At 43.5% G+C, this 17226-nt stretch carries 25 protein-coding genes; all 25 read right to left on the bottom strand.

The features are described from left to right. Positions 1-22: 22 nt before the first annotated feature. The 25 genes from rpmD to rpoC all read right to left on the bottom strand — a co-directional run bounded on the left by rpmD (position 23) and on the right by rpoC (position 17181). Positions 23-205, bottom strand: a complete 183-nt coding sequence (rpmD, locus tag AWH49_RS01950; protein ID WP_018395172.1) for a 50S ribosomal protein L30 — start codon at positions 203-205, stop codon at positions 23-25. Between the two features lie 13 nt (positions 206-218). Further along, complete coding sequence (gene rpsE, locus AWH49_RS01945) at positions 219-719, bottom strand: 30S ribosomal protein S5 (RefSeq protein WP_063964491.1); 501 nt, start codon at positions 717-719, stop codon at positions 219-221. Between the two features lie 21 nt (positions 720-740). After that, on the bottom strand, positions 741-1103 hold the full coding sequence (rplR, locus tag AWH49_RS01940; protein ID WP_018395170.1) for a 50S ribosomal protein L18: 363 nt from the start codon (positions 1101-1103) through the stop codon (positions 741-743). A gap of 34 nt (positions 1104-1137) precedes the next feature. Next, on the bottom strand, positions 1138-1674 hold the full coding sequence (gene rplF / locus AWH49_RS01935) for a 50S ribosomal protein L6 (protein WP_018395169.1): 537 nt from the start codon (positions 1672-1674) through the stop codon (positions 1138-1140). 30 nt (positions 1675-1704) lie between these two features. Further along, positions 1705-2100, bottom strand: coding sequence for a 30S ribosomal protein S8 (gene rpsH / locus AWH49_RS01930; RefSeq protein ID WP_063964490.1), 396 nt, complete (start codon positions 2098-2100; stop codon positions 1705-1707). 30 nt (positions 2101-2130) lie between these two features. After that, positions 2131-2316, bottom strand: a complete 186-nt coding sequence (gene rpsN, locus AWH49_RS01925; protein WP_010285078.1) for a 30S ribosomal protein S14 — start codon at positions 2314-2316, stop codon at positions 2131-2133. A 24-nt stretch (positions 2317-2340) separates the two neighbouring features. Continuing rightward, positions 2341-2880 carry a 50S ribosomal protein L5 gene (gene rplE / locus AWH49_RS01920; RefSeq protein ID WP_018395167.1) on the bottom strand — a complete coding sequence of 180 codons (540 nt, stop codon included), beginning with the start codon at positions 2878-2880 and terminating at the stop codon, positions 2341-2343. A gap of 27 nt (positions 2881-2907) precedes the next feature. Next, positions 2908-3219 (bottom strand): 50S ribosomal protein L24, encoded by a 312-nt coding sequence (rplX, locus tag AWH49_RS01915; RefSeq protein ID WP_018395166.1) that lies wholly within the window; start codon positions 3217-3219, stop codon positions 2908-2910. Between the two features lie 42 nt (positions 3220-3261). Next, positions 3262-3630: a 50S ribosomal protein L14 gene (gene rplN, locus AWH49_RS01910; protein ID WP_018395165.1), complete on the bottom strand. Its 369-nt coding sequence runs from the start codon at positions 3628-3630 to the stop codon at positions 3262-3264. A gap of 44 nt (positions 3631-3674) precedes the next feature. Continuing rightward, a complete protein-coding gene (gene rpsQ / locus AWH49_RS01905) occupies positions 3675-3938 on the bottom strand; it encodes a 30S ribosomal protein S17 (RefSeq protein ID WP_018395164.1) in 264 nt (87 codons plus the stop codon). A gap of 19 nt (positions 3939-3957) precedes the next feature. Beyond that, entirely contained in the window at positions 3958-4155 is a 198-nt protein-coding gene (rpmC, locus tag AWH49_RS01900; protein ID WP_018395163.1) for a 50S ribosomal protein L29, read from the bottom strand. Next, positions 4145-4579 carry a 50S ribosomal protein L16 gene (gene rplP, locus AWH49_RS01895; RefSeq protein WP_018395162.1) on the bottom strand — a complete coding sequence of 145 codons (435 nt, stop codon included), beginning with the start codon at positions 4577-4579 and terminating at the stop codon, positions 4145-4147. The genes rpmC and rplP overlap by 11 nt, the downstream gene beginning before the upstream one ends. 1 nt (position 4580) lies before the next feature. Beyond that, positions 4581-5237, bottom strand: coding sequence for a 30S ribosomal protein S3 (gene rpsC, locus AWH49_RS01890; protein WP_063964489.1), 657 nt, complete (start codon positions 5235-5237; stop codon positions 4581-4583). A gap of 3 nt (positions 5238-5240) precedes the next feature. Further along, positions 5241-5582 (bottom strand): 50S ribosomal protein L22, encoded by a 342-nt coding sequence (gene rplV, locus AWH49_RS01885; RefSeq protein WP_018395160.1) that lies wholly within the window; start codon positions 5580-5582, stop codon positions 5241-5243. 19 nt (positions 5583-5601) lie between these two features. Continuing rightward, positions 5602-5880 carry a 30S ribosomal protein S19 gene (gene rpsS, locus AWH49_RS01880; RefSeq protein ID WP_018395159.1) on the bottom strand — a complete coding sequence of 93 codons (279 nt, stop codon included), beginning with the start codon at positions 5878-5880 and terminating at the stop codon, positions 5602-5604. Positions 5881-5940: 60 nt separating this feature from the next. Further along, positions 5941-6771 carry a 50S ribosomal protein L2 gene (gene rplB / locus AWH49_RS01875; protein WP_063964488.1) on the bottom strand — a complete coding sequence of 277 codons (831 nt, stop codon included), beginning with the start codon at positions 6769-6771 and terminating at the stop codon, positions 5941-5943. 33 nt (positions 6772-6804) lie between these two features. Beyond that, positions 6805-7089 carry a 50S ribosomal protein L23 gene (gene rplW / locus AWH49_RS01870; protein WP_063964487.1) on the bottom strand — a complete coding sequence of 95 codons (285 nt, stop codon included), beginning with the start codon at positions 7087-7089 and terminating at the stop codon, positions 6805-6807. Further along, positions 7089-7712: a 50S ribosomal protein L4 gene (gene rplD, locus AWH49_RS01865; protein WP_063964486.1), complete on the bottom strand. Its 624-nt coding sequence runs from the start codon at positions 7710-7712 to the stop codon at positions 7089-7091. Before rplD ends, rplW begins: the two co-directional genes overlap by 1 nt. Positions 7713-7742: 30 nt before the next feature. Continuing rightward, positions 7743-8375, bottom strand: a complete 633-nt coding sequence (gene rplC / locus AWH49_RS01860) for a 50S ribosomal protein L3 (protein WP_018395155.1) — start codon at positions 8373-8375, stop codon at positions 7743-7745. Positions 8376-8410: 35 nt separating this feature from the next. Further along, a complete protein-coding gene (rpsJ, locus tag AWH49_RS01855; RefSeq protein ID WP_018395154.1) occupies positions 8411-8719 on the bottom strand; it encodes a 30S ribosomal protein S10 in 309 nt (102 codons plus the stop codon). Positions 8720-8953: 234 nt separating this feature from the next. Next, positions 8954-10141, bottom strand: a complete 1188-nt coding sequence (gene tuf, locus AWH49_RS01850) for an elongation factor Tu (protein ID WP_063964485.1) — start codon at positions 10139-10141, stop codon at positions 8954-8956. A 130-nt stretch (positions 10142-10271) separates the two neighbouring features. Continuing rightward, positions 10272-12350, bottom strand: a complete 2079-nt coding sequence (gene fusA, locus AWH49_RS01845; protein WP_063964484.1) for an elongation factor G — start codon at positions 12348-12350, stop codon at positions 10272-10274. 46 nt (positions 12351-12396) lie between these two features. Then, a complete protein-coding gene (gene rpsG / locus AWH49_RS01840) occupies positions 12397-12867 on the bottom strand; it encodes a 30S ribosomal protein S7 (protein WP_018395151.1) in 471 nt (156 codons plus the stop codon). Between the two features lie 39 nt (positions 12868-12906). After that, a complete protein-coding gene (gene rpsL / locus AWH49_RS01835; RefSeq protein WP_018395150.1) occupies positions 12907-13329 on the bottom strand; it encodes a 30S ribosomal protein S12 in 423 nt (140 codons plus the stop codon). A gap of 261 nt (positions 13330-13590) precedes the next feature. Next, complete coding sequence (gene rpoC / locus AWH49_RS01830; protein ID WP_063964483.1) at positions 13591-17181, bottom strand: DNA-directed RNA polymerase subunit beta'; 3591 nt, start codon at positions 17179-17181, stop codon at positions 13591-13593. Positions 17182-17226 lie beyond the last annotated feature (45 nt).

The following is a 17226-nucleotide window of genomic DNA, read 5'->3' as shown; positions in this document are numbered from 1 at the left end:
CTCCTTGTTCTATAAAATAAAATTATTTTTCTGTAACAGTCACAAGATGAGACACTTTGTTGATCATGCCGCGAATTGCCGTGTTGTCATTTTGCTCAACCGTCTGATGCATTTTGCGAAGACCAAGTGCCTTAACAGTTTCGCGCTGATCTTGCGTACGTCCGATCAGGCTGCGAGTGAGGGTAATTTGTAATTTTTCAGCCATTGTGATTCCCTCCTTATCCTAACAGTTCTTCTACAGACTTGCCGCGAAGTTTCGCAACGTCTTCAGCTGTTTTGAGTTCTTTCAACCCTTCGATTGTAGCACGAACCATGTTAATTGGCGTGTTTGAACCGAGTGATTTAGATAGGATATCACTAACACCAGCAAGTTCAAGCACCGCACGGACAGGTCCGCCTGCGATAACTCCCGTACCTTCAGAAGCAGGTTTCAATAAAACTTCACCCGCACCAAAATGACCGATTACTTGATGTGGCAATGTTGTGCCAACCATCGGTACAAATACAAGGTTTTTCTTCGCATCTTCAATTGCTTTACGAATAGCATCTGGAACCTCTTGCGCTTTACCAGTTCCAAAACCTACATTACCATTTTTATCGCCAACGACAACGAGTGCTGTGAAGCGGAAACGGCGTCCGCCTTTCACGACTTTCGCCACACGGTTGACCGTTACTACGCGTTCTTCAAGTTCAAGTTTGTTTGGATCAATGCGACGCATTAAATGTGTCCCTCCTTTTATTTAGAATTCAAGGCCATTTTCACGTGCTGCGTCAGCCAAAGCTTTAACGCGGCCATGATAAAGGTAGCCCCCACGATCGAATACAACAGAAGCAACACCTTTTTCAGTTGCGCGTTTAGCCAGCAATTCGCCTACTTTCGCAGCAGCTTCCTGGTTGCTTGTTGATTCAAGACCGAAATCTTTTTCAATAGTTGAAGCACTTGCAAGTGTAACACCATTGGCATCATCAATCAATTGAGCGTATAGATGCTTGTTAGAACGGAAAACGTTCAAGCGTGGACGCGCCTCTGTTCCAGCAATTTTCGCACGAACACGAGCGTGGCGTCTTTTACGCGTTTTATTTTTATCAGGTTTTGTAATCATCCCGAGGTCACTCCTTTCCGTTGCCTACGCGGCATTATTTACCTGTTTTACCTTCTTTACGTCGTACATGTTCGCCTTCATAGCGAATACCTTTACCTTTGTACGGTTCAGGAGGACGAACTTGGCGGATGTTAGCAGCAATTGCGCCAACGCGTTCTTTATCGATACCTTTAATGTTAATTTTTGTGTTAACAGGTACTTCAATTTCGATACCGTTTTCTGGTTCGAATTCCACTGGGTGAGAGTAACCTACGTTCAAAACAAGTTTCTTTCCTTGTTTTTGGGCACGGTAACCGACACCAACCAACTCAAGGTTTCGTTCGAATCCTTTCGATACACCCTCAATCATGTTAGAAAGAAGAGCACGAGTTGTTCCATGGATTGTACGGTGTTCTTTTGAGTCTGAAGGACGGCTTACTGTAACAGTGCTGCCCTCTACTTCAATCGTCAAAGCTTTGTTGAACTGGCGAATCAATTCTCCTTTAGGACCCTTGACAGTAAGTTCGTTGTTGTTATTCGTAATCGTAACGCCTTCTGGCAATTCGATTGGTTTTTTTCCTACGCGTGACATAGTTTCGCACCTCCATTCGTTAAAAAATTATTACCAAACGTAAGCGAGTACTTCGCCGCCTACTTGTTTAGCGCGGGCTTCTTTATCAGTAACTACACCCGTTGATGTAGAAATAATTGCAATACCAAGTCCATTAAGAACACGTGGTACCTCATCAGCTTTCGCATATACGCGAAGGCCTGGTTTAGAAATACGCTTCAAGCCTGTGATTACACGCTCATTGCCGCTATATTTCAAGAAAATACGGATAACACCTTGTTTGTCGTCTTCGATGAATTCAACGTCACGGACAAAACCTTCACGTTTGAGAATATTAGCAATTTCACGTTTGATATTGGAAGCAGGTACTTCCAGTTTTTCGTGACGAACCATGTTCGCATTACGAACGCGAGTCAGCAAGTCAGCAATTGGATCTGTCATAACCATTTGTTTTTACCTCCTTCCGGAATCAGTGTATTACCAGCTGGCTTTTTTAACGCCAGGAATTTGACCTTTATAAGCTAGTTCACGGAAACAAATACGGCAAAGTTTAAATTTGCGTAATACAGAATGTGGACGCCCACAGCGTTCGCAGCGTGTATACTCTTGCACTTTAAATTTTTGCGTGCGTTTTTGTTTCGCAATCATTGATTTTTTAGCCACGTTTTCGCCTCCCTTATATAGCGATTACTTTTGGAACGGCATTCCAATTTGTGTTAACAATTCACGAGCTTCTTCGTCCGTGTTAGCAGTAGTAACAATGACGATATCCATGCCACGTACTTTTGATACTTTATCGTAATCAATCTCAGGGAAAATCAACTGTTCTTTAACACCTAGTGTGTAGTTGCCTCGACCATCGAACGCTTTTTTAGAAACGCCGCGGAAGTCACGTACACGTGGAAGTGAAACAGAAACAAGTTTATCAAGGAATTCGTACATGCGCTCGCCGCGAAGAGTTACTTTCGCACCGATTGGCATACCTTCACGAAGACGGAATCCCGCGATTGAGTTTTTCGCACGAGTAACCATTGGCTTTTGACCAGTGATTTGTTGAAGTTCTTCAACTGCTGTGTCCAATATTTTTGCATTTTGAACAGCTTCACCAACACCCATGTTTACAACGATTTTTTCAACTTTAGGCACTTGCATTACAGAGTTATAATTGAACTTGCTCACAAGAGCAGGTGTGATTTCTTTTTGATATTTTTCTTTAAGGCGGTTCACTTAGAATACCTCCCTTCTTTGGCACTATTATTTATCTAAAGTTTCACCGGATTTTTTAGCTACGCGGACTTTCTTGCCGTCCACATCTTTGTACCCTACGCGAGTAGGTTCATTCGTTTTCGGATCCAATAGCATTACATTGGATACGTGAATAGGTGCCTCTTGGCTAAGAATACCGCCTTGCGGATTCAGTTGTGAAGGTTTTGCGTGTTTTTTCACGATGTTAATACCTTCAACAAGGACACGGTCTTTTTTAGGGAAAGAAGCAAGAATAACTCCTGTTTTGCCTTTATCTTTACCTGTGATTACCATGACTTTATCGCCTTTTTTCACGTGCATGTTGCGCACCTCCTTGATTGACCTTTTATTTGTTCAGTTCAATTAGATTACTTCAGGAGCAAGGGAAACAATCTTCATGAAATTGCTGTCGCGAAGTTCGCGGGCAACCGGGCCGAAAATACGTGTGCCACGTGGGCTCTTATCGTCACGAATGATAACACACGCGTTTTCGTCGAAGCGAATGTAAGAACCGTCATTACGGCGAACACCGCGTTTCGTACGAACGATAACCGCTTTTACCACTTCACCTTTTTTGACAACGCCACCTGGTGTTGCTTGTTTTACTGTACACACGATTACATCGCCGACGTTAGCTGTTTTACGGCCAGAACCACCGAGAACTTTGATCGTCAATACTTCACGTGCACCAGAATTGTCAGCTACTTTTAAACGTGATTCTTGCTGGATCATTTAGGTTACCTCCTTTCGGACTTTAACATTTATCCGAACATTAATTAGATGATGACTGCTTTTTCCACTACTTCTAGAAGGCGGAAACGTTTTGTTGCAGAAAGCGGGCGAGTTTCCATGATGCGCACTACGTCCCCGATTTTTGCTTCGTTATTCTCATCATGAGCTTTAAACTTTTTAGAATACTTTACGCGTTTGCCGTAAAGAGAGTGTGTTTTATATGTTTCGACAACAACCGTTACTGTTTTATCCATTTTGTCGGATACAACGCGGCCTGTGTAAACTTTGCGCTGATTGCGTTCGCTCATCGTGCAAACCTCCTTTCAATTATCGGTTATCAATTTCCCGCTGACGAATCACGGTTTTCATGCGGGCGATCGCTTTACGTACTTCACGAATACGAGCAGTATTTTCAAGCTGTCCCGTCGCCAATTGAAAGCGAAGGTTGAAAAGTTCTTCTTTGAGCGACTTTACTTGTTGTTCAATTTCAGCAGTGGTAAGTTCACCGATTTCATTAGCTTTCATTTGATTCACCACCAATTTCTTCACGTTTTACGATTTTGCATTTCACTGGAAGCTTATGTGCTGCCAAACGAAGTGCTTCACGTGCTACTTCTTCAGAAACGCCGGCAATTTCAAACATGATCTTGCCTGGTTTAACAACCGCTACCCAGCCTTCAGGAGCACCTTTACCGGAACCCATCCGTACTTCAAGAGGTTTTTTCGTATATGGTTTGTGAGGGAAAATTTTAATCCAAACTTTACCGCCACGTTTCATGTAACGAGTCATCGCGATACGGGCAGATTCGATTTGGCGATTTGTGATCCATGAAGCTTCAACAGCTTGAAGACCGTATTCGCCGAACGCTACTTCTGTTCCGCCTTTCGCTTGACCGCGCATTTTGCCGCGGTGTACACGACGATATTTCACGCGTTTTGGCAACAACATATTATTTGCCTCCTTCCTGAGTTTTCTTCTTCGTCGGAAGAATCTCTCCACGGTAGATCCATACTTTTACACCAAGCTTGCCGTATGTTGTATCTGCTTCAGCGTGTGCATAGTCGATGTCAGCACGAAGAGTATGAAGTGGAACTGTTCCTTCACTGTAATGTTCAGCACGGGCAATATCCGCTCCGCCAAGACGTCCTGAAACCTGTGTTTTGATCCCTTTTGCACCTGAACGGATTGTCCGTTGGATAGCCTGCTTTTGCGCACGACGGAATGATACGCGGTTTTCAAGTTGACGAGCAATGTTTTCTGCTACAAGTCTAGCATCAAGATCCGCTCTTTTTACTTCAACAATGTTAATATGAACACGTTTGCCTGTTAACTCGTTCAAAGCTTTGCGAAGTGCTTCTACTTCGGAACCACCTTTACCAATAACCATACCTGGTTTAGCAGTGTGAACAGTGACGTTCACGCGATTCGCAGCACGTTCGATTTCAACACGGGATAGAGAAGCATCTTTAAGGCGCTCTTCAATGTATCCGCGAACTTTCAAATCTTCGTGAAGAAGATCCGCGTAATCTTTTTCAGCGTACCATTTAGAATCCCAGTCGCGAATGATCCCGACGCGCAGTCCATGAGGATGTACTTTTTGACCCACGAATTATCCCTCCTTTTTTTCTGCCACAACGATTGTTATGTGACTTGTGCGTTTGTTAATTGCGCTTGCACGTCCCATTGCACGTGGACGGAAACGTTTCAATGTTGGTCCTTCGTTAACATAGGCTTGAGTTACAACAAGGTTGTTTACATCAAGATCATAGTTATGCTCTGCATTTGCAATCGCAGAGTTTAATAATTTTTCAATTACAGGAGACGATGTTTTAGGCGTATGTTTTAAGATCGCCACTGCTTCTCCAACTTGCTTACCTCGAATCAGGTCAATCACCAGACGTGCCTTACGAGGAGCAATGCGTACTGTTTTTAAGACAGCTTTAGCTTCCATTGGGATATCCTCCTCTCAATTAACGTCTTGTTTTCTTATCGTCGGCAACGTGTCCTTTGTACGTACGCGTTGGCGCGAATTCACCAAGTTTATGTCCAACCATATCTTCAGTAACGTATACAGGCACGTGTTTACGGCCATCGTATACTGCGATTGTGTGTCCGATGAATGTCGGGAAAATTGTAGAACGGCGTGACCAAGTTTTAATAACTTGTTTCTTTTCAGTCTCGTTCAACTTCTCAACTTTATTGAATAAATGATCATCAACAAAAGGTCCTTTTTTCAAGCTGCGGCCCATTTGTGTACCTCCCTTCGTGATTGATCTACGGTTCGTATGTAGAACCGTAGGACAATTACGTTATTTTTTACGACGACGAACGATAAATTTATCGGATTTGTTAACTTTTTTACGTGTTTTGTAACCAAGAGCTGGTTTACCCCAAGGTGTAACTGGTGATTTGCGGCCAATTGGCGAGCGTCCTTCACCACCACCGTGTGGATGATCATTTGGATTCATTACAGAACCACGGACAGTAGGCCGTTTTCCTAACCAGCGTGAACGTCCTGCTTTACCAACGTTAACAAGTTCATGCTGCTCGTTACCAACTTGACCAATTGTTGCACGGCACGTTGCAAGAACCATGCGCACTTCACCTGAATTCAAGCGTACGAGCACATATTTTCCTTCTTTACCGAGAACTTGAGCTGATGTACCTGCTGAACGAACTAATTGTCCGCCTTTGCCTGGTTTCAATTCAATGTTATGGATAACTGTACCAACCGGGATATTAACGAGCGGAAGTGCATTGCCTGTTTTAATATCCGCTTCTGGTCCGGACATGATTTCCGTTCCAACCTGAATGCCTTTTGGAGCTATGATATAACGCTTTTCTCCATCAACGTAGTGCACGAGTGCGATGTTAGCTGAACGGTTTGGATCGTATTCGATCGTAGCAACGCGTCCTGGAATGCCATCTTTATCACGCTTGAAGTCGATAATACGGTATTGACGCTTATGACCGCCGCCTCTATGACGAACTGTGATTTTACCTTGGTTATTACGACCGCCATTCTTTTTCAACGGCTCAAGCAATGATTTCTCAGGTGTGCTTGTTGTAATTTCAGCATAATCCAACGATGTCATATTACGACGACCATTTGAGGTCGGTTTATACTTTTTAATCGCCATTTCGTGTCCCTCCTCTTCTAATTTATGCGTTTATTACGCTTCGAAAAGTTCGATTTCTTTGCTATCTTGCGTCAATGTTACGATTGCTTTGCGGCGTTTATTTGTATAGCCAGCATGACGTCCCATACGCTTGAATTTACCTTTGTAGTTCATAACGTTTACGTTTTTAACTTTAACACCGAAGATCTCTTCAACAGCAGTCTTCACTTGCGTTTTGTTAGCACGAACGTCCACATCAAAAGTGTATTTTTTTTCAGCCATTACAGCCATAGATTGTTCAGTAATAACGGGGCGCTTAATCACATCGCGTGAATCCATTATGCAAGCACCTCCTCTACTTTTTCAACCGCTGCTTTTGTCATAATAAGTTTATCATGTCCAAGCAGGTCAAGGATATTGATGCCCGCAGCTTCAACCACTGTCACACCAGGGATGTTTCGTGCAGACAATGCAACGAATTCGTTTACTGTGTCTGTCACGATCAATGCTTTTGAGTCAACAGATAAGTTTTTCAAGACTGTTACAAACTCTTTTGTTTTTGGAGCGTCGAAAGACAATGTTTCCAAAACGAGAATGTTTTGCTCTTGTACTTTTGATGACAAAGCCGATTTCAATGCAAGACGACGTACTTTCTTTGGCAGCTTGTAGCTGTAGCTGCGTGGATTCGGACCAAATACAATACCACCGCCACGCCATTGTGGAGAACGGATAGAACCTTGACGTGCGCGTCCAGTTCCTTTTTGCTTCCATGGTTTACGGCCACCGCCACGAACTTCCGAGCGACCTTTAACTTTGTGATTACCTTGGCGTAACGAAGCTCTTTGCATCACAACTGCTTCAAATACTACGTGTTCGTTTGGTTCGATTCCGAATACAGCGTCATTCAGCTCGATATCACCGATTTCAGAACCCGTTTGGTTTAATACTTTTACTTTAGCCATTCCTGTTTCCTCCTTTCCTAAAAAAGTTAATTAGTTTGCTTTAACAGCAGTTTTAACCTGAATCAAAGCTTTTTTAGATCCTGGTACGTTTCCTTTAATAAGAAGAACGTTGCGCTCAGCATCCACTTTCACTATTTGCAGGTTTTGTACTGTTACTTGCTCTCCACCCATACGACCTGGAAGAAGTTTGTTTTTAAACACACGGTTTGGCGCTACAGGTCCCATTGAACCTGGACGACGATGGTAACGCGAACCATGGGACATAGGGCCACGAGATTGGTTATGGCGCTTAATAGCACCCTGGAAGCCTTTCCCTTTAGAAATTCCTGTTACATCGACGATGTCGCCTTCTGCAAAAATATCAACTTTAACTTCTTGACCAATTTCAAGATCGTTGTTGATGTTACGGAACTCACGAATGAAGCGCTTAGGTGCGATGCCTTCTCCTGCTTTCTTCACGTGTCCAAGTGATGGTTTGTTAGCAAGCTTTTCACGCTTGTCTTCAAAGCCTAACTGAACCGCTGTGTAGCCGTCGCTTTCGACTGTTTTCTTTTGAAGGATAACGTTTGGTGCTGCTTCGATTACAGTTACCGGGATGAGGTCACCGTTTTCAGCAAACACTTGCGTCATGCCGATTTTTCTTCCTAAGATTCCTTTTGTCATGAGTTACACCTCCTGGTTAATTATTAGTTTATTTATTATAGTTTAATTTCAATGTCAACGCCTGACGGCAAGTCTAAACGCATCAATGAATCAACTGTTTTCGGAGTTGGGTTCACGATATCGATTAAACGTTTATGAGTACGCATTTCGAACTGTTCACGAGAGTCCTTGTACTTATGAACCGCACGAAGGATCGTGTAGATAGATTTCTCAGTTGGTAGCGGGATTGGCCCTGATACACTTGCACCAGAACGTTTAGCCGTTTCAACAATTTTCTCAGCTGATTGATCAAGAATACGATGATCATATGCTTTCAAACGAATACGAATTTTTTGTTTTGCCATTATTTTCCCTCCTTTATCGCCTATTTAGCTAATAGACATACTCCGCGAAAATTTTTCCCTGACATCACCGCCATGGCAAAGCGGCCGGGTGTGTCAGCAACCTTCCGCATCAACGCTGTCAAAAACCAACATTGATTATTATACATCGTTTATGGATTGATTGCAACACATGATAGGATTTTTTTTTCAAACAAAAAAAACAGCCCGGCCAGAACCGGACTGTCAGATCAAAACTTACTTTTGGATTGTTGCTACAACGCCAGCGCCTACAGTACGGCCGCCTTCACGGATTGAGAATTTAGTACCTTCTTCAATCGCGATTGGAGCAATCAATTCTACAGACATTTCAACGTTATCACCAGGCATAACCATTTCTACGCCTTCAGGAAGGTTACAGATACCAGTTACGTCAGTTGTACGGAAGTAGAACTGCGGGCGGTAGTTAGTGAAGAATGGAGTGTGACGTCCACCCTCTTCTTTAGAAAGAACGTAAACTTCTGCTTTAAAAGTTGTATGCGGTGTGATTGTACCTGGTTTAGCAAGTACTTGACCACGTTGGATTTCTTCACGAGCTACACCGCGAAGAAGGGCACCGATATTGTCGCCAGCTTCAGCATAATCAAGAAGCTTACGGAACATTTCAACACCTGTTACAGTTGTTGATTTCGGCTCTTCAGTCAAACCGATGATTTCGATTGTATCACCGACTTTGATTTGTCCACGCTCAACGCGTCCAGTTGCTACTGTACCACGGCCAGTGATTGAGAAAACATCCTCAACAGGCATCATGAATGGTTTGTCAGTGTCACGTGTTGGAGTTGGGATATACTCATCTACTGCAGCCATAAGTTCATGGATTTTTTCTTCCCACTCTGCTTCGCCTTCAAGTGCTTTAAGAGCAGAACCTTTAATAACAGGAATGTCATCGCCAGGGAAGTCGTATTCAGAAAGAAGATCACGAATTTCCATTTCAACTAGCTCAAGAAGCTCTTCATCGTCTACCATGTCACATTTGTTCATAAATACAACTAGGAAAGGAACACCTACTTGACGTGAAAGAAGGATGTGCTCACGTGTTTGCGGCATTGGACCATCAGCAGCAGATACTACTAAGATACCGCCGTCCATTTGTGCTGCACCTGTGATCATGTTTTTAACATAGTCAGCATGTCCTGGGCAGTCTACATGCGCGTAGTGACGAGTTGCAGTTTCGTACTCAACATGTGCAGTTGAGATTGTGATACCGCGCTCGCGCTCTTCTGGAGCACCATCGATTTGATCGTATGCACGTGCTTCTGCACCACCAGTTTTTGCAAGAACTGTTGTAATTGCAGCTGTTAAAGTTGTTTTACCATGGTCAACGTGTCCGATTGTACCAACGTTAACATGTGGTTTTGAACGGTCGAATTTTGCTTTTCCCATTAGGAAGTCCTCCTTCAAAATATAGAAATTAGTAGTTTTTTATATAGTTCTTCTTCCGGAAAAGAAGTCTTTTTCGGAAGAAGGGAAAGCTTACAATAGTATTTATACTTGATTAGCGAGTATAAATCAATTATTGGCCTTTATTTTTTTTGATAATGTCTTCTTGAACACTCTTAGGCACTTCTTCATAATGATCGAATTGCATAGAGTAGTTACCGCGTCCTTGCGTGTTAGAACGAAGAGCTGTTGCATAACCGAACATTTCAGCAAGTGGAACGAACGCTTTAACGACTTGCGCGTTACCACGTGCTTCCATACCTTCTACGCGTCCACGACGTGATGTAACATCACCCATGATATCGCCAAGATATTCGTCTGGAATAACAACTTCAACTTTCATAAGCGGCTCAAGAATAACCGGGTTACATTTAGAAATCGCATTTTTAAGCGCCAATGACGCAGCAATTTTAAACGCCATCTCAGATGAATCGACATCATGGTAAGAACCGTCAAAAAGACGAGCTTTAACATCGATTAACGGATAGCCAGCAAGAACACCATTTTTCATAGCGTCTTCAAGACCTGCTTGAACAGCCGGGACATATTCACGCGGTACAGAACCACCAACGATGCCATTTTCAAATTCGAAGCCTGCTCCTTCTTCATTAGGAGAGAATTCGATCCAAACGTGACCAAACTGTCCACGTCCACCGGATTGACGAGCAAATTTACCCTCAACCTGTGCGCTTGAACGGAATGTTTCACGGTAAGATACTTGTGGTGCACCAACATTTGCTTCTACCTTGAACTCGCGGCGCATACGGTCAACGAGAATATCTAGGTGAAGCTCACCCATACCTGCGATAATAACTTCTCCAGTTTCCTGGTCCGTGTGTGCATGGAATGTTGGATCTTCTTCTTGAAGTTTTTGGAGTGCTGTCGTCATCTTGTCTTGGTCAGCTTTTGTTTTCGGCTCAACAGAAAGAGAGATAACTGGATCAGGGAACACCATAGATTCAAGAATAACAAGATTTTTTTCTTCACAAAGCGTATCGCCAGTCGTTGTATCTTTCAATCCAACAGCAGCAGCGATGTCACCTGCGTATACTTGCGAAATCTCTTCGCGGGAATTGGCATGCATTTGTAAGATACGTCCTACACGCTCACGCTTTCCTTTTGTTGAGTTTTGCACGTAAGAACCGGAATGAAGAACACCGGAATATACACGGAAGAATGTTAATTTACCGACATAAGGGTCCGTCATAACTTTAAATGCAAGTGCCGAGAACGGCGCTTCATCGCTTGCTTCACGTTCCACTTCTTCGTCGCTGTCTGGAAGTGTACCTTTAATTGCCGGTACATCCGTTGGTGCTGGAAGATAGTCGATAACAGCATCCAACATAAGTTGAACACCTTTATTCTTAAATGCAGAACCAACCATAACAGGGAAGAATTCAACGTTGATAACACCTTTACGGATCGCAGCTTTGATTTCATCATTCGTCAACTCTTCGCCGCCAAGGTATTTCTCCATTAGTTCTTCATCGAGTTCCGCTACAGCTTCAATTAGCTTTTCACGGTACTCATCTGCTTGATCTTGATAATCTGCTGGGATATCAGTGACTTCGATGTCAGTTCCGAGGTCATTGCCATACACTGTTGCTTTCATTTCGATTAAGTCGATAATGCCGGAGAACTCGTCTTCAGCACCGATCGGTAATTGAATTGGGTGTGCATTCGCCATGAGACGGTCATGGATTGTGCCGACTGAGTAAAGGAAGTCAGCACCCATTTTGTCCATTTTATTGACGAATACAACGCGTGGAACACCGTAAGTCGTCGCTTGACGCCATACTGTTTCCGTTTGTGGTTCTACACCGGATTGAGCATCGAGAACCGTTACGGCACCATCAAGTACACGTAAAGAACGTTCAACTTCAACAGTGAAGTCTACGTGTCCCGGTGTATCGATGATGTTAACGCGATGACCTTTCCAAGAAGCAGTTGTCGCAGCAGACGTGATCGTAATACCACGCTCCTGCTCCTGCTCCATCCAGTCCATTTGAGAAGCGCCTTCATGCGTTTCACCAATTTTATGAATACGGCCTGTATAATATAGAATACGCTCAGTCGTTGTTGTTTTACCAGCATCAATATGAGCCATGATTCCGATGTTACGAGTTTTATCTAAGGAGAACTCTCTTGCCATCTATGTCTTTCTCCTTCCTGGATTAGGTTAAGGTTTAATTTAATTATTACCAGCGGTAATGAGCAAATGCTTTGTTTGCTTCCGCCATTTTGTGCGTGTCTTCGCGTTTTTTAACAGAAGCACCAGTGTTGTTTGCTGCGTCCATAATTTCCGCTGCAAGGCGTTCTTCCATTGTTTTTTCACCGCGAAGGCGAGCGTAATTTACTAACCAGCGGAGACCTAAAGTTGTACGACGATCTGGGCGAACTTCAATTGGTACTTGATAGTTAGCTCCACCAACACGGCGTGCTTTCACCTCTAGTACTGGCATGATGTTTTTCATTGCCTGGTCAAATACTTCCATTGGATCATTACCCGTGCGTTCACGGATTGTGTCAAAAGCGGCGTAAAGAATGGCTTGTGATTTCCCTCTTTTACCGTCAACCATCATTTTATTGATGAGACGAGAAACGAGTTTTGAGTTGTAAAGCGGATCAGCCAATACGTCTCTTTTTGCTACAGGGCCTTTACGTGGCATATTTTTTCCTCCTTTCGGAAAATAAGTTATAAGGTTAAATTAGTTTTTTGGAGCTTTGGGACGTTTTGTACCGTATTTAGAACGACCTTGACGACGTGTTTCAACACCAGCTGTATCAAGCGCACCACGAACGATGTGATAACGAACACCCGGTAAATCTTTTACACGGCCGCCGCGGATAAGAACAACACTATGCTCTTGAAGATTATGGCCAATACCAGGGATATAAGCTGTTACTTCAATACCGTTACTCAAACGCACACGTGCATATTTACGAAGCGCTGAGTTCGGTTTTTTCGGCGTCATAGTACCAACACGAGTACATACACCGCGTTTTTGCGGAGAAAGTACATCGGTTTGAGCTTTCTTAAAGCTGTTAAATCCTTTATTAAGCGCCGGAGACTTTGATTTAGTGATCTTTGATTTACGAGGCTTACGTACTAACTGATTAATAGTAGGCATGTAAAAATCCTCCCTTCCTTTTTTTCTAAGCCCACACTTCCAGGTGGCTCATTTTTGGGCAAAAACAAAGTTCTTGCAGCAAACTGCAAAAACATCATTCGCAAATAATAGCAACGATTGTTTTGTCCCTATATCCAAACTAAGTTAGGTTGGTCGTACAGGAACACCTTGATCATATTATCACTTTCACTTTTTAGTGTCAACTGTCTTTAGCAAAAAAATTGTCGGTGTCTGCGTGCACAGACACCGACAAACAATTTTTTATTCTACTGGAACGGATTCTGCTTTTTTCATATTGGCTTCAGTTAAGCGATAACGTTGCATACCGGTACCCGCTGGAATGAGTTTTCCGATAATGACGTTCTCTTTCAAGCCAAGTAATTCATCGCGCTTCCCTTTGATCGCCGCATCTGTTAGGACACGTGTTGTCTCCTGGAAGGATGCAGCCGATAGGAATGAATCTGTTTCAAGTGATGCTTTCGTAATACCTAGTAAAATCGGACGACCCGTTGCCGGTACTCCGCCTTCAAGAAGTACCTTCTCGTTCGCATCACGGAACTGATGAATTTCAAGCAGACTGCCTGGAAGAACATCTGTATCGCCTGCTTCAAGTACGCGTACTTTGCGAAGCATTTGGCGTACCATTACTTCTATGTGTTTATCGCCGATCTCAACCCCCTGCATCCGGTACACTTTTTGCACTTCGCGCAGTAAGTATTCCTGAACAGATGTGACATCTTTAATTTTCAAGTATTCTTTCGGATCAATAGAACCTTCCGTCAGCTCCTGGCCGCGAGTAATTGGATCATTTACTGCTACTTTTAAACGGGCTGTATATGGAGCTGTGTATGTGCGTGTCTCCACGTCACCTTGCACAACAATTTCTTGCTGACGGTCTTTGCCTTCGTTAAGCGCAGTAACCGTACCGTTAATTTCAGAAATGATCGCTTGCCCTTTCGGGTTACGCGCTTCGAAAATCTCTTGAATACGAGGAAGACCTTGTGTGATATCGTCTCCTGCTACACCGCCCGTATGGAATGTACGCATCGTAAGCTGTGTACCTGGCTCACCGATTGACTGAGCAGCAATAATACCAACTGCTTCGCCTACTTCGACTTCCTGCCCTGTTGCCAAGTTACGTCCGTAACATTTTTTACATACACCGTGGCGTGTGTTACATGTGAAAGCGGAACGAATCCAAACTTTTTCAACGCCTGCTTCCACAATGACTCTCGCTAAATCTTCATCGATTTGCTCATTGTCATGAACAAGCACTTTACCCGTCTCCAGATGCTTAACAGCTTTACGCGCATAACGTCCGACAAGACGTTCTTCAAGCGCTTCGATCACTTCTGTCCCATCTTTAATCGAGCTAATTTCAAGGCCTCGGTCTGTTCCACAGTCTTCTTCGCGGACAATAACATCTTGTGCTACGTCAACAAGTCGACGTGTCAAGTAACCGGAATCGGCTGTTTTCAGTGCGGTATCAGCAAGACCTTTACGTGCACCATGCGTTGAAATAAAGTATTCAAGTACTGTCAAACCTTCACGGAATGACGATTTGATCGGAAGTTCGATAATCCGGCCGGCCGGATTGGCCATAAGCCCGCGCATACCAGCTAGCTGCGTAAAGTTAGATGCATTACCACGAGCACCAGAATCACTCATCATGAAGATTGGATTGCGAATATCCAGAGAGTCCATCAGTTTACCTTGGATAACATCTTTCGCTGCACTCCAGATCGAAATAACCCGATCATAACGTTCTTCCTCGGTAATTAAACCGCGGCGGAACTGCTTCATGACGTTATCGACTTTCGCCTGTGCTTCATGCAAAATACCTTCTTTTTCACCTAGAACAACAATGTCCGCAACCCCTACTGTAATACCCGCTTTTGTCGAGTGTTTAAAGCCAAGGTCTTTCATCCGGTCAAGCATTTTCGATGTTTCAGTGATTTTGAAGCGTTTAAACACTTCAGCAATGATATTACCCAAAATACCCTTTTTAAACGGTGGAACAATTTCTTGTTCAGCAATATGTTCCGGTACATTCACACCTGCGGCAATGAAATATTTTTCCGGTGTTTTCACTTCAAGGTTGCTGTTTGTCGGTTCGTTAATGTACGGGAATGTGTCCGGCAAAATTTCGTTGAAGATTAATTTCCCAACCGTTGTGACAAGAAGCTGTTTATTTTGTTCTTCTGTAAATGTTTGATTTTCAAGTGATGATGCTGCTACAGCTACACGCGTATGAAGATGAACATAGCCGTTTTGATAAGCTAAGATCGCTTCATTCGTGTCTTTGAAAATAGCTCCTTCACCAACCGCTCCCTCGCGCTCAAGCGTTAAGTAGTAGTTGCCAAGTACCATATCCTGAGACGGTGTAACAACTGGCTTTCCATCTTTCGGGTTCAGGATGTTCTGTGCTGCAAGCATAAGCATACGTGCTTCTGCCTGTGCTTCAGCAGAAAGCGGAACGTGAACAGCCATTTGGTCACCATCGAAGTCAGCATTGTAAGCTGTACAAACGAGCGGATGAAGACGGATTGCACGGCCTTCAACAAGCGTCGGTTCAAATGCTTGTATACCAAGACGATGAAGGGTCGGCGCACGATTTAAGAGTACTGGATGTTCTCTAATGACTTCTTCAAGTACATCCCATACGTCTGATTGAACACGTTCAATTTTACGCTTTGCGCTCTTAATGTTATGCGCGAGACCTCTTTCAACGAGTTCTTTCATCACAAATGGTTTAAACAATTCAAGTGCCATTTCTTTCGGAAGTCCGCACTGATACATTTTCAAGTTTGGCCCAACGACGATAACAGAACGTCCTGAATAGTCAACACGTTTTCCGAGTAAGTTTTGACGGAAACGACCTTGCTTCCCTTTCAGCATATGAGAAAGAGATTTCAAAGGACGGTTACCCGGCCCTGTAACAGGACGTCCACGGCGTCCGTTATCAATCAGCGCATCAACAGCTTCCTGAAGCATACGCTTTTCATTTTGAACGATGATGCTTGGCGCACCAAGGTCTAATAGACGCTTCAAACGGTTATTCCGGTTGATGACACGGCGATACAAATCATTCAAATCAGATGTCGCGAAACGGCCACCATCAAGTTGTACCATCGGGCGAAGTTCCGGTGGGATAACCGGTAGAACATCAAGGATCATCCAATCCGGTTTATTGCCGGAATGACGAAATGCTTCAATCACTTCAAGACGCTTAATCGCACGTGTGCGGCGCTGTCCTTGTGCTGATTTCAGCTCTTCTTTTAACTGTTCTGTTTCTTTATCGAGATCGATATCTTGAAGAAGCTTTTTAATAGCTTCTGCACCCATAGACGCTTGGAATTTTTTTCCGTATTTTTCACGATATGCCCGGTACTCTTTTTCAGAAAGCAACTGCTTCTTTTCAAGAGCTGTATCACCCGACTCAGTTACAACATACGAAGCAAAATAAATAATTTCTTCAAGCGCACGCGGTGACATGTCAAGAACAAGACCCATACGACTTGGGATTCCTTTAAAGTACCAAATATGTGAAACTGGCGCTGCAAGCTCAATATGACCCATTCGTTCACGGCGTACTTTCGCTTTTGTTACTTCTACACCACAGCGGTCACAGACAACGCCTTTATAACGAACACGCTTGTATTTACCGCAGTGACATTCCCAGTCTTTCGTAGGACCGAAAATCCGTTCACAAAATAAGCCGTCTTTTTCAGGTTTTAGCGTACGGTAGTTAATTGTTTCTGGTTTTTTTACTTCCCCATAAGACCATGAACGAATCTTATCCGGTGAAGCGAGACCAATTTTCATATACTCGAAATTATTGACATCCAGCAAGGGGTCTACCTCCCTTTTCTATTACCCATTTTCCTTGAAAGCGCC

The organism is Domibacillus aminovorans, from assembly GCF_001643235.1.
Lineage (GTDB): Bacteria > Bacillota > Bacilli > Bacillales > Domibacillaceae > Domibacillus > Domibacillus aminovorans.
This window is presented reverse-complemented; position numbering and strand designations above follow the sequence as displayed.